The 12,768-nt window shown below is 55.9% G+C and carries 8 protein-coding genes; 3 read left to right on the top strand and 5 right to left on the bottom strand.

The window, feature by feature from the left end; genetic code table 11:
* Nucleotides 1-286: 286 nt before the first annotated feature.
* Nucleotides 287-1,459, bottom strand: a complete 1,173-nt coding sequence (locus tag HKD28_RS06000; RefSeq protein ID WP_194267540.1) for a GGDEF domain-containing protein — start codon at nt 1,457-1,459, stop codon at nt 287-289.
* 226 nt (nt 1,460-1,685) lie between these two features.
* Here HKD28_RS06000 and panS point away from each other — a divergent pair, with 226 nt between their 5' ends.
* A complete protein-coding gene (gene panS, locus HKD28_RS06005) occupies nt 1,686-2,633 on the top strand; it encodes a ketopantoate/pantoate/pantothenate transporter PanS (RefSeq protein ID WP_194267541.1) in 948 nt (315 codons plus the stop codon).
* On the opposite strand, the gene HKD28_RS06010 is transcribed toward panS, so the two are convergent.
* On the bottom strand, nt 2,605-3,927 hold the full coding sequence (locus HKD28_RS06010; RefSeq protein ID WP_194267542.1) for an ATP-dependent DNA helicase: 1,323 nt from the start codon (nt 3,925-3,927) through the stop codon (nt 2,605-2,607). The two genes, panS and HKD28_RS06010, sit on opposite strands and share 29 nt — an antisense overlap.
* 97 nt (nt 3,928-4,024) lie before the next feature.
* On the opposite strand from HKD28_RS06010, the gene tmpT reads away from it, so the two are divergent.
* A complete protein-coding gene (tmpT, locus tag HKD28_RS06015; protein ID WP_194267682.1) occupies nt 4,025-4,687 on the top strand; it encodes a thiopurine S-methyltransferase in 663 nt (220 codons plus the stop codon).
* Between the two features lie 266 nt (nt 4,688-4,953).
* Nucleotides 4,954-8,199: a TonB-dependent receptor domain-containing protein gene (locus HKD28_RS06020; RefSeq protein ID WP_194267543.1), complete on the top strand. Its 3,246-nt coding sequence runs from the start codon at nt 4,954-4,956 to the stop codon at nt 8,197-8,199.
* Nucleotides 8,200-8,490: 291 nt separating this feature from the next.
* On the opposite strand, the gene HKD28_RS06025 is transcribed toward HKD28_RS06020, so the two are convergent.
* The 3 genes from HKD28_RS06025 to HKD28_RS06035 are packed head-to-tail and all read right to left on the bottom strand — an operon-like array spanning nt 8,491 to nt 12,768.
* Nucleotides 8,491-9,639 carry a lactonase family protein gene (locus HKD28_RS06025; RefSeq protein WP_194267544.1) on the bottom strand — a complete coding sequence of 383 codons (1,149 nt, stop codon included), beginning with the start codon at nt 9,637-9,639 and terminating at the stop codon, nt 8,491-8,493.
* A gap of 43 nt (nt 9,640-9,682) precedes the next feature.
* The gene (locus HKD28_RS06030) at nt 9,683-11,113 is read right to left on the bottom strand and encodes a c-type cytochrome (RefSeq protein WP_194267545.1); all 1,431 of its coding nucleotides are present in this window, start codon (nt 11,111-11,113) and stop codon (nt 9,683-9,685) included.
* Nucleotides 11,110-12,768: a GMC family oxidoreductase gene (locus HKD28_RS06035; RefSeq protein ID WP_194267546.1), complete on the bottom strand. Its 1,659-nt coding sequence runs from the start codon at nt 12,766-12,768 to the stop codon at nt 11,110-11,112. The genes HKD28_RS06030 and HKD28_RS06035 overlap by 4 nt, the downstream gene beginning before the upstream one ends.

Here is a 12,768-nt window from a genome sequence, read left to right on the forward strand (position 1 = left end):
AATGCTGCGGTATGCGCGGCTTCAGAAACCTGCGTGGCTGCAAAGGGCAGGAGGGTTACGGTTTGTCTTGCCTCTCGCGGCGCTTGCACTGTGTTTTGCGGAGCGTGCGTCGACAGCAGTTCCAGTCTGGGTTGCGACATTTTCAGTCGCGGGGTTACTCGTCGCGCTGGGTTGGTCCGGACTGGCCCGATACCGGGAACTTCTGATCTTGACTTCGAACGTCAGGGCAAAAACGCTCGGAAAAGAATGAAGGTCCGGGTTTTCAGGGATAGGGCTCGAAAAGATCTTATATTCCCGGAAGTGAACTGTCTTCTTCCTGTGCAAAGTGAACCACGCGATCACGACCTGTCTGTTTGGCGGCATAAAGAGCATTGTCGGCCCGGGCCAGAAGATCTGTTCGACTGATCCCCGTGCCAGGACAGAGGGCAGCGCCAATGCTCAGTGTTGCCGTGATACCGTCCTCTCCGATCAGACGGGTTTCGGTTGAGAACGTATTACGGAGGCGCTGGGCGGTTGCGAGCATTTCGTCGACACTCCCGCACTGGAAAACGATAACGAATTCGTCCCCGCCAATACGGAACAGGCTTGTCGTTGGGTAAAGAAGATCCCTGCAGACACGCCCCATGGTGATGATGATCTGATCTCCGATTGCGTGGCCATGGAGGTCATTGATGTTTTTGAAATGATCGATATCGACCATGAGAAGCGCTTCATGGGCGCAGTTTTTTCCGTCATTTTCCAGCCACTCCTGAAAGGCCCGGCGATTGCCGCCGCCTGAAAGAGGGTCCTGAAGGATCAGTTCTTTCTGCTGGAAGGCGAGTTGCTCCCATGGGATTGCAATCATGCCCAGAGCGAACAGCGTTACTTCGATAACGGTCAGGAAATTATAGGTTGCCACGGCCCAGATGGTTGCTGGAGCGGCACCAAGAGGGGCTGGCATCCACAGTACGAGCGCCACCAGTAAAAGGTAAAACCCTGCATAGAGGGTCAGAAGTCTTTGCAGGTTGCGCCGTGCCGGGGTTCTGATCTGGTCTGCGTTCCGCAGATTCCGAAGCCCCAGAATGTGGAGCATTGCAAGCGCGGCCAGACGGCAGGCCGTACTGAGGATGTGGAACAGCCCTGTGCGCCCCGAGAGGGCTGACAGAACAAAGAAGACGATACAGGCCAGCAGAACCGGCAGAACCCGGGTGCGATAGCCGAGGATGATTCGCATGGCCTGCCACGCGGCTCCGTAGGCCATGATCATGAACAGGGAACTCATCCGGAGCCCCCACTGTCCCGGCAGAATGCTCTGGACAGTGGAGAACAGGCCCGAGATCGCGCCCAGAAAGAAGGGAGCCGCGTACCACGCCATGCGGGACCATCGTCTGCCGGAAAATTCTGACAGGATGAAATGGACGCCCAGAAGCAGGAAAATAACCGTGCTGTACCCAAGCAGAGTGGGCGGATCAGGTGTCATGGATACTGCATGGGTTATTGAACAGGCCGCACAGGCCACTCCCGAAAACGCTGATGGACAGACTTCGATTCCTCACAAAAACAATAAAGACAGCTCGACCTTACCTTGAGGTTAATGGCATTTTTCAGGCTGGTATTTCTTCGGGGTGGGTGACGCAACCGCCATCTCCCGGCATAAGGACTTTTTTTGTCCTCTTTGTCATGAGGGATCGAATGCCACTTGAAGAATGTTTTTGCGAGATGGTCCGGTTGCGGTGGTGATGCGTCTTTTCCCGCTCTGGGCCATTCTGGTGTCCGGGCTTGCACTCCTTCTGCCCGGAGGGTTCCTGACGCTCGTGCCCGTTATTACGCCACTTCTGGCGTTTGTTATGTTCACGATGGGCGTGTCGCTCACACCGGCCGATTTCGGGCGTATCCTGCGTCGGCCCGCGCCGGTTCTGGCCGGGGTGGGGCTGCATTATCTTGTCATGCCGCTTGCGGCGTGGGGGATTGCGCATCTGCTGGGACTGTCGCCTGCACTGATGACAGGCATGGTTCTGGTCGGGTGCGTGTCGAGTGGCACGGCATCCAATGTCATGATCTATCTGTCGCGCGGGGACGTGGCGCTTTCGGTCAGCATCAGCGCGTTTTCAACGCTCGTCGGGATCGTGGCGACGCCGCTTCTGGTGCGGTTCTATGTCTCGGAGGGCGTTGCGGTCGATAGCTGGGCGCTGTTTCGCAGCATCGTCACCATGGTGGCCTTGCCTGTTCTGGCGGGCGTGGTGCTCAACACGTTCTGGCATCGGGCGGTGCGCCGGCTCGAGCCCGCGCTGCCGCTGGTGGCCATGGTGTCGATCCTGCTCATCATCGGGGCGATCGTGGCGGGTGTGGGGCCGTCCTTGAAAGAGGCCGGTCCGATTATGCTCTTGGCCGTCATCCTGCATAACGGGATCGGGCTTCTGGGAGGCTACTGGGGCGGGCGACTGCTCGGCTTTGACGAGAGTGTCTGCCGGACGCTGGCGCTGGAAGTTGGGATGCAGAATTCCGGCCTCGCCGCGACGCTGGGGCGGCTTTATTTCTCTCCGCTGACCGCGTTGCCGGGCGCGGTGTTCTCCGTCTGGCACAATGTTTCGGGGTCCATGCTGGCCTCGTTCTGGGCGTCGCGGCCTATTGTGCGGAAAGACCCGCCGTGTTGACAAGGAACACCATGTCCGTCGCGCGCGTGACCGCCACATAACAGAGCTGCTGCGTCTCCAGCGGGTTCTGCCGGGCACGACGGCCGATATCGCCGAGATCCACGAACACGTTTTTGAACGTGCTGCCTTGTGCGGTGTGGACGGTCATGGCGTAGATCGCCTGAAGCTGAAGCAGGGCATTCTGGAAGGCGAAACGGTGGCTCCAGCGGCGGTGCTGTTGCTTCGCTTCCTGCACCAGGCGCCGGTCCACGGCCTCCAGATCCTTCGGGTTCTGCACGATATGGCCGGTGATTTCCTCGCCCGCCATCGTCAGCAGCGTGACCTCCCATGATGCCAGATCGGCCACCCACGCCGGAACGTCCTTGCACAGCTCGAACTTATAGGACAGCCGACCGGGCTTGATGTCCATGACGAGGACTTCCTCGTTCGTGGCGATGGCCTGACGTGGGCCGCTTTCTTCCTGCTGGATGGAAAACGGTGCGCGGGATACGACACGCTCGCCGGGCATGAAGGGGGTGGGGGTCTCGCCGCCATAGCGCCAGAGCCGGACCATCCGGTTGATCTGATGCACCCGCGCGTTCGTCCAGCACAGATAGCGGCACCAGTCGTTATCTTCGTCGAACGCGTCGGACAGAAACGCCTTGCGGACCCAGCTTTCTACATCCTTAGGTAGGAACAGGCCGGTCTGTTCCTGACGGGCATCGCGGACCCAGCTCCAGTCGGCTTCACCGCCCTGGCTTTGGCGGATGAGGGTCGCGGCTTCGAGGATCGGATTGCCTGCTGCCTGTCGGACGACGGTGTCGAGATGGGAGCGGGAGGGCACGGAAAACGAGGGGGAAGCGGCTTCCCCGACGGGCGGAAGCTGGGCCGGGTCGCCTACGAACAGCACGAAGCAGTAACGCAGCAGATCGCGGATCCAGTTCATCAACTCCGCAGAGAGCATCGAACATTCATCGACGATCACGATGCCATCGGCGATCGTCTGCGGTCGCTTGGAGCGGACTAGCGTTGTGGTCGTGCCCTCCGAAGAGGGCTGAAGGCTCAGCAGGCTCTGGATCGTGCGGCAATCGACGTCCCGGTCTACTTTGGAGCGCAGGACGGCCGTGGCTTTGTGGGTCGGGGCCGTGATGACTACGACTTTTTTCTCGCCCATGAAATGCCGGGCCACGGCCTGCATCAGGGTCGTCTTGCCGCTGCCCGCATATCCCGTCAGCAGGTGCGTGGGCAGTCCTGCGGCATGGGCGGCAATGATTTCATCGAGCGCCTGCCGCTGTGAGGGGGTGAGCATGACCATGAGCGGCTTTTCTCACATTTTCTCCGGGGAGGCCATTGCTTCGTCGAGGGAAGAAAGCACAGGATCGGCCAGGCTGAACAGGAGGATCGCCGGAGTGATGGATGCAGCGTCGAATGCCGTTTTCTGGCAGGGAAAATGGGAACGTGGGGAGACGGGCTTTCATGAAGTGCGCGCCAATCCGCTTTTGACCTACCATTTTGGCGCGTTGCATCTGCCGGTTGGGGCGCGGATTTTCGTGCCTCTGTGCGGGATGAGTCAGGACATGGTCTGGCTGGCCGGGCGGGGGTATCGGGTGATCGGATGTGAACTCAGCGAGATTGCGGTGGAGCGGTTTTTCAGCGATCTCGGTGTTACGCCTGATGTCGTGCAGGTTGGGACGCTGCGGTGTTTTTCGGCCTCAGACATTTGTATTTTTACAGGCAATATTTTTGATCTGACGCCGGATCTTCTTGGCCCGGTGGAAGGTATTTATGATCGTGCTGCGCTGATTGCCCTTCCGGAAGATCTGCGGCGGGCTTATGTCGCCCATCTTCTGGCCCTGACCGGTCCTGTGCCGGAACTGCTTGTAACGCTGACTTATGATCAGTCCTGTCTGAAGGGACCGCCGTTTTCCGTGGACGAGGACTTTGTACGCGCGGCTTACGGCAAGGTGTACGAAATCAGGTGCTTGCAAATGCGGGACGTTGCAGGCGGGCTGAAAGGACGCTGCCCGGCTTCCGAAAGTGTCTGGCAGTTTAGTCTGGTAAGGGCTGATAACTGAAAACACGCCCATGTCGAATCCGAAATATAACCGGCGCGATATCGAAACGGAGGTTGTGCACGCGTAAAGATCATAAAATGACTTACTGTAAGGCACCGGTGCCGCTCGCTTTGTCCCGAGCACTATGTACCGAAGGTTAATGTGTCAAAACATTTTGGAAATAGACGACCCAAAACTTGGAATGATACCGAAATAAAGCGAGGTGGACTCATTCCAAGGCAAAGCTTTGGCTGCAGCCACCGTGGCGCATTGGGGAGTTTATGGACATGTGTACGGGCCTTCCATCCAAACCAAAACTGAAAGCGGTACTGCTGATTGGAGCCGCAATAACGGTTTCTGGCTGGAATATTGAGAATACCTATGCCGCGACTTCAGATTCTCCGCGTCACGGAGCAGTTAAGGCTGCCAAGCATAAAAAGAAGGTAGTTCGGAAGGCAACAACTGCTCATGATACGACTGCCGCTCCAACATCTGGCCTCTCGACTTCTCCTGCCGTCGCGACAAACGGTCTGCGTCAGAAATCCACCACAGTTTTACAAGCGTCTTCTGGTACTCTGAATGAGCATAGTGAAGACATTACAGTCACGGGCACACGTCTTTCGCAGACGCGCCTTAATGAGGTGACGGCAGGAAGCACGCTGGATGCGGCGCAGTTGCGCGCCCGTGGGTATTCCAACCTTGGCATGGCTCTTCTGCGTGAAAATCCGGCTTTTTCTGTCCCCTCCAACAGTCCGGTCGGTAGTCAGGGATCTTGGGGCGCGGGACAGACCTTCACCGGACTTCTTGCGCTGGGAGACCAGCGGACCCTGACGCTGATCGATGGCATGCGCATGGTTGGAGGGGCGACCGCTTCGCTTTATGGCGCTGGCAGTGGTTCGCAGGTCGATGTTGGCACCATTCCTACGTCCCTCGTAAAGAAAATTGACACGCGTTATGGCGGCGCTGGCGCAGCTTATGGCGCTGATGCTGTGGCAGGCGTTGTGAATTATCAGTTGGATGATCATTTCAAGGGAGTAGATTTCAATGCGCAGGGGGATTGGACGCAACAGCTGGATGGTGGAAAAGAAAAAATCTATCTGAAATACGGGACCGGCTTTGACCACGATAAAGGTGGTATCGTATTCGATGTCGAATACCGGAACGCCGATGGGCTGGTTTACAACGATCGCCGCAATACTATTGGGAGTGGGGCAGAAACATATCTCTGGCCAGCCAAGACCAGCGATTCTCCATACTATTATGTTCTGACTCGCAATGAGCGTTTTAGTCAGTTGAGTGCTACCGGTATTCCCTTGGTCAACGGGAACCTCAATCCTTCAACTTTTGGTGTGGCTTCGGGTGGTATTGCAGCGGTAGGTGGGGGAGTTTTGCAGTTCAGCCAGGATGGAAAATCTCTGGTACCGCTGACGGGAACAGTAACTCGGAGTAATTACTATACAGCGGGTGGTAATGGTCTTTCTTTTGAAGATTACGATCAGCTCTATACCCCCCAGCAATCCCTGAACCTGACGACGCTGGGTCATTACGATTTTACCGACCATTTACATGCCACATGGCAGGGTTGGTATCAAAGGGGAGAGGCTAAAAGTTCGGTGAACCAGGGGCTTTATTACTCTGCCACCTTTGAGGGCTCTCCCCTGACGCGAGCAAATTTCGATTCGTCACCAGAAAGTTACGTTAACGGCAATCTGGTGCTGAGCACGTCAAACCCATTTCTTACATCAGCAGAGCGTTCAACCATCGTGAATGCCCTGAAAGCCTCCGGCCAACCCACGGACACGTTTTATCTCACCCGTGCCAATCAGGATTTCGGAGAAGGCGCTTTTACCACAACCAACCAGATGTATCGTTTTCAGGGCGGTCTGAATGGCGATTTCAATGCGGTCGGTCGCCATTTCGACTGGAGCGTGAAGGGGGAATATAGCGCATATCTGAGCAATACGCACACTCTGATGGTTGATACAAACAACCTCATTAATGCTCTGGATGCAGTGACGCTGCCTGATGGGACGATTGGCTGTGCGCCGGGTTACATCAATTCGACGGCCAAAACCCGTAGTGAAACCTGTGCGCCACTGAATGTCTTCGGGCGGGGGCAGGAAACTCCAGCGGCGCTTAATTATATTACATCGATGGTCAATCCCAAGAACAAGAATACCCAGTTTGACATTCAGGCGGAAATGCACAGTACGGTCATGCGGTTGCCCGCAGGTGATGTTCGCTGGGATCTGGGTTATGAACATCGCCGGGAGTCCTATGACTTCAATGCGGGGTCCATTCTGAATGGCGAGACCTTGGCGGATGGAAGTGTTCGTCAGTATGGTGATGAAATTCCCGTTCCCAATACTTATGGCGCTTACGGAACGCATGAAGTTTTTGGAGAGCTGGACGTTCCTATTGTGTCTCCGGCAATGCATGTTCCCGGAGCCTATAATATTTCAGCAACGGCGAATGGACGGTATATCTACAACACTATGACCGGCAGTTACTGGACCTATATGTTCGGGGGAAGCTGGTGGCCGACGAGAGATTTTGGATTTAGCGGAAATTATGCCCAGTCAGTCCGTAATCCATCCGTCACGGAGCTGTTTTCTCCCAAAAGTCGCGTAAACAGCATGGCGAGTGATCCCTGTGCGGCTGAAGATATTGCGTCTGGTCCTAATCCGGCTATTCGCGCTGCGAATTGCGCGAAGCAGGGTATTCCGTCGGGTTTTGTGTCAGATATCGTCAACTACGGGATATATGGATCTGATGGTGGCAATGCACGTCTGAAAAACGAAGTGTCCCACAGCTATACGGGTTCCTTCCATTTTACCCCACATTTCGTACCAGGACTTCAGCTTGATGCATCCTTCGTTGATGTAAAAATCAGCAATGAAATCATGGATCTGGGGATCAGCGATATTATGAGTTCTTGTTACGACTCAAAATCATTTCCCAATGCCTATTGCGATATGTTCACGCGCGATCCGAATACCCATCAGGTCACAGGCTATGAGGAAGGGTTTGTGAATATCGCCAACCAGCACATGCAGGCGCTGGAGGCTTCTTTGAAATACTATCTTCCGCTTCGGCGTTTTGGCAGGCGGTTTGAGAACTGGGGAGCATTTGATCTTAGTGTAAACTACAATCATTATGTCAAAAATACCCAGACTTTCCTGGGAACAACCTATCCGGAAGTAGGAAGCACCAGTTCTCCGAAGGATTCATTTACGGCCAATTTGAACTATATTCGTGGTCCGCTATTTATTCAGTGGCAGACAATTTATTACGGCCCGTCCAAGTTCAACGTCACGGCAGGAGAGTATGCGGAAACGGATAATAATCGTCCGGATTTCTTCTACTTCAATACGACGATCGGGTATAAAATCACCAAGAATTTCAATGTGAATTTCATGATGAACAATGTGTTTGATGCCTTGCCAAAAGACGTTGGTACAGTGGGGCTGGCACGATATTACGATGTCATCCTCGGGCGTGCATTCGAGTTGCAGGCCGGGGTTCATTTCTGACCTTCAGTTGGCTTCGGGTTTCGCGAATATACGCGGAACCCGCTTCGTAACCATTCCAGATCGGGCCTTAGTCCTGTGACATACCCTTTTGCTTGCCGGAACGGGTATGTCGCGGCGACAAATCTTGAACGTGGCGCTGCCTGCCTTTCCACCAGTCTTTTACGGGTGTGTGGTTTGCCCAGATACTCAGGGGGCTCAAAGCTGGCCCTGAATATTAGGGAGGACAGGCCTTTCTGCTCCGCGCGAAGAGCAGCAAAAAGGAACACCCAACCAAAAGATTTTATCTGGTTCTTACCATGGCGATGTCTTTTCGAGGTCAGCGCCTCCACCCGGAAGGGGAGCTTCACCCGCCTTGCTGAGTTGAGTCCCATTCCAGTTCAGGGTCAGGAGGCTACGATCCATAACACCCTGAACCAGAATGGCATGACCATCAGGCGAGAAGGTCAGCCCCTGTGGCCATAGGGTTCCCGGTGCTTGGGCAAGGGGAGCCAGATGTCCGTCTTGGAATGAGAGAACCGTCACGATACCCCGATCATGATAGCGGGGCGACGATGGGGGCAGGGCGGAGCCGTTCTGCGAAACGACGGCGACATACTGCCCGTCCGGTGAGATATCCAGTCCTTCCGGCGCATTGGGAACAGGAACTCTCTGAATTTCACGGATCGGATTGCTCTTCAGGTCCAGAACGGAAAGGGCGCCTGGTAAACCTTCGCCATGGCCCAGAATTCCCATGACAGCGTAACGATCGTTCCGGCTGATCCGGATATTCCAGGGGCCTGGGGCGATGTTTAAAGGATGTGGATCGACGGTGATCTGATCTTCTTTAATATGAAGCGTATAAACCTTGTCCGCCTGCCACAGGCTGACAAGGGCGCGCTTTCCGTCCGGGAGAATGGCCAATCCTCCTGGAAATCCGGAGGCAGGCAGGGGAATGACGCGTCGCTGGCTGAGGTTTCGCCCGTCGAATGAGAACCATGTCAGAACGCCGGATTTTCCGTTGGCGACGAGGAGGTGATGTCCATCCGGTGTAAAGCGCAGGGTCGTTGCGCCGGGTGCAGATGCGATGTGCTGGATGATTTTGGGTTGTGGACCGGAAACATCAATCACCGTGATTTCGTCATCCGGAACGATTTTGCCGCTTGTCGTATCAGCCTTGGATGCAGCGGAGACGACCAGGATTTTACCGTCCGGGCTGAAGGTAACAGCGGTTGGTGGTCCGACAACGCTGCTAGGCACATCGATGCTGGTCCGGACTTTCCAGATGCCGTCCGATGTTTTTTCAAGAAAGGAAAGTGAGTCCGGTGTGAGGGGGTGGGGGAGGACCTGCACACCATTCTGAAGAATGGAATGGGCATCATTAGCCGAGACGACCGTCTGGGCATGCAGGGGGGATGCGAACGCAAGAAGCGCGGCACAGGAAAGCAGGCACAATCTTTGCATTTCTGGAAGCTCCTGAAGACGTGGAACGAAAGCTCGCAAGGCCTCAGGCCTTCGTTTTTCGGGAAAGTCGGATGAAGAAGAAAATGGCGAGTGTGAGAAGCACGACTGCCACAATCATCGCCGGAACGGTGAAAGCACCGAGCTGTGCAATAAGAGGTTTGGGGCCGCCGGATCGGATGAGCTTCACATCATCAGGGCTGACTTTGACGTTCGGATTGCCAAAATTCTGTTCAACGTAATTGCTGATATCCGCGATGTCCTGATCGGAGAGGGTATCAACATACGATCCCGGTCCAAATCCCGGCATGTAGGTCGTATGACCGTTCACTTCCCGGCGCACACCCATGAGGATGGTAGTGATCAGGTTGTCGGCGATAGGGGCACCCACGGCCGTATTGTGGAAAAGCTGCGGATAGTATCCATCCGGGCTGCCCTGTCCGGTCGGACGGTGACAGGCCGCGCATTCTCCTGAAAAGAGATATTCACCCCGACTGAGCCGGTTGGCAGGCAGAGCACGATAGACGGCCTCACGTCCGGAGGCCTTTCCGTAGCTTTCCCGGGGCGCTGTATCCTTATTGTCCGAGATGGCTGGAACCTGTTTGATGTAGGCGACCATTGCGCGGATGTCGGCGTCATCCAGAGACTGGAAGCTATGCTCGATGGCTTCGGCCATGGGGCCGCCTGCCTGGGCTTTGCCGGGGACGTCGCCGGTTTTGAGATATCGGAACAGATCCTCGCTACTCCAGCCACCAATGCCGCTGACCGGATCCGAAGTAATATTGGGGGCATACCATGAGGACAGTGAAGCACCAGCAAGAGGGCTGCCGCTTTTCTCCGCCATCATTGCATTGCGGGGGGTATGACAGGTGTCGCAATGGGCCAGAGCATAGGACAAATACTGCCCGCGATTGATTCCTGCGGATTTGGACGGATCCGGTTTGAACCGCGTGTCATCCAGAAAAAAGGCATTCCAGATCCCCATGGATGCCCGGATATTGTAGGGGAAGGGGAGGGCGGTTTTTTGTGGAGTACTCTCGACCGGCTTTACTGCCGACATAAAGTAGACGTACAGGGCATGCACGTCATCATCTGTCAGCTTGGTATAAGACGTGTAAGGCATCGCCGGATAAAGATGGGCTCCGTCGCGCCGGATGCCTTCTCTTAAAGCGTGGGCAAATTCTTTTTCAGTGTAGTTTCCGATGCCGTGCTCTTTGGAGGGCGTGATGTTGGTCGAATAGATCGATCCAAGCGGGGACGCGATGCCGTATCCGCCAGCAAAAGGCTGCGTTGAGCCGGGTGCGGTGTGGCAGGCTGCACAGTCGGCCGCGATCGCCAGATAGTGCCCGCGTTGGGCAACGTTCGTGTCGGGTCCGCTGCTCTGGGCATAAGCGCCTGTGCAGGAACCGAGAACAGTTGCGACAGCGAGAGCAGTAAGCCCTGAAAGTGGCGGTTTTTTGCGATATTTCTGTTTCATGCCTGCCCCCGTGCGAAAGCGGCCTTGATGGAATCAGCCGCTTTCAGTCCAAGCGCTGCCATGCTGAGTGTGGTGTTGACGACACTGGCGGACGGCATTGCGCCGCCTCCCGGAAGCCACAGATTGGCGTGATCGTGGGCCCTGCAATCGCCATCGACAACAGAGTCTTTGGGGTCCCGACCCATAATCGTGCCGCCCATGATGTGGTTGTTGGCGTTATAGTCCGTCGTAATGCGGAGTTCAGTTCCTCCCATCAGGCCGGCAATTTCCTTTACCTGTGTGGTGACGGCATTCAGTCCTTTACGGACATAATCGCCCACATCGTAGTGAATGTCCGGGCATGCGAGACCCAGCGGATCTGTGCGGGTTTTGCTCAGTGTCAGGCGGTTTTCCGGATCGGGCAGGGGTTCGAGGCTGATGGAGAGGTCAACACCACAGGCGGCACGGCGGCGGATTTCGTCATCGAGCTCTTTTCCGACCAGTCCCAGCTTGAGGGCCTGTTCCGTTGCAGGCGCAACACGGCTGATATTGTTCAGGATCATCTTGTTGGCTGAATAATCCCGGCGGAAATCTCCATCCCGCGGGCCGACGATGCAACTGCTTTGCGCTGGTCCACGTCCGAACCAAAGGGGTTCGTTGGCCAGAAAAGAGGCGTGCACGCCGGAATGGTCCATCATGTTGCGACCAACCTGATCGGAAGAATTGGCAATTCCGTTCGGGTTGCGGGCATTGGCGGCCAGCAGAAGCAGACGGGGCGTTTCGATCCCATTACACGCGAGAACGAAAGTCTTTCCGGTCGCCTTATGAGACTGTCGGTGGGCGTCGTACCAATGCACCGCCGTTACACGGTTATTTTCGTCGGTATCGATGCGATAGACCACGGCTTCCGCAATGGTGACGGCCCCGTTGGCCTCGGCTTTTTCGATATGCTGGATACCGTTATACATCGCCCCGATCGGGCAAATGGGTTGGCAGTTATTGTTGCCACAGCAGGCCGGGCGTTCTCCGAAAGGCTCCATGCTTCGGCCCTGCGGAATGGGAACCAGATGAAAACCATGGGGATTGACGATTTCGGCAACCCGGCGGTCTCCGTAACCGAAGGGAATCATATCTCTGGGGTAGGGACGGCTGCGTTCCTGAGGAGACTGGAGAGCTTTGTCATGAGGGCCTGAGACGCCCATTTCCTCTTCTGCCCGGCAATAAAAAGGCTCAAGGTCATCGTACGATATGGCCCAGTCGCGTCCGACGCCGTAGCGTGATTTCATTTCGAAATCGGAAGGTAGATGCCGCCAGCACGATGCGGCCCAGTGCCATGTCGTTCCGCCCACAGTACGAAGATAGCCCTGTTTGAAGGCAGACCCATTGGGGCCGGATAGTCCAACATAATCGTTGGGCGGAAAATAGAGCGGCGCCTGAGCCATGGGGGACTGGGGATAGAGACCCTGAAAATCCGAATGAAGCCGGTTGTGGAAGGACATATTGCGCCAGTTTTCCACATATTCGGCACGCTTGAGACGAAGTCCCGCTTCCAGAATCACGACGGAATGACCGGCAGCAGCCAGTTCGTTTGCCACCAGCCCGCCGACCACTCCGGACCCGACGACAACGACATCCGCCGAGACGTCTCCAGATGATGTAAAATCCGGTTTGGCCAT

The organism is Gluconobacter cadivus (assembly GCF_015244745.1).
GTDB lineage: Bacteria > Pseudomonadota > Alphaproteobacteria > Acetobacterales > Acetobacteraceae > Gluconobacter > Gluconobacter cadivus.

Bases quoted from the DNA above. Each gene is read 5' to 3' on its own strand.
- HKD28_RS06000 (WP_194267540.1), bottom strand. From the start codon at position 1,459: ATGACACCTGATCCGCCCACTCTGCTTGGGTACAGCACGGTTATTTTC.
- panS (WP_194267541.1), top strand. From the start codon at position 1,686: ATGTTTTTGCGAGATGGTCCGGTTGCGGTGGTGATGCGTCTTTTCCCG.
- HKD28_RS06010 (WP_194267542.1), bottom strand. From the start codon at position 3,927: ATGGTCATGCTCACCCCCTCACAGCGGCAGGCGCTCGATGAAATCATT.
- tmpT (WP_194267682.1), top strand. From the start codon at position 4,025: ATGGATGCAGCGTCGAATGCCGTTTTCTGGCAGGGAAAATGGGAACGT.
- HKD28_RS06020 (WP_194267543.1), top strand. From the start codon at position 4,954: ATGTGTACGGGCCTTCCATCCAAACCAAAACTGAAAGCGGTACTGCTG.
- HKD28_RS06025 (WP_194267544.1), bottom strand. From the start codon at position 9,639: ATGCAAAGATTGTGCCTGCTTTCCTGTGCCGCGCTTCTTGCGTTCGCA.
- HKD28_RS06030 (WP_194267545.1), bottom strand. From the start codon at position 11,113: ATGAAACAGAAATATCGCAAAAAACCGCCACTTTCAGGGCTTACTGCT.
- HKD28_RS06035 (WP_194267546.1), bottom strand. From the start codon at position 12,768: ATGGCCAAACCGGATTTTACATCATCTGGAGACGTCTCGGCGGATGTC.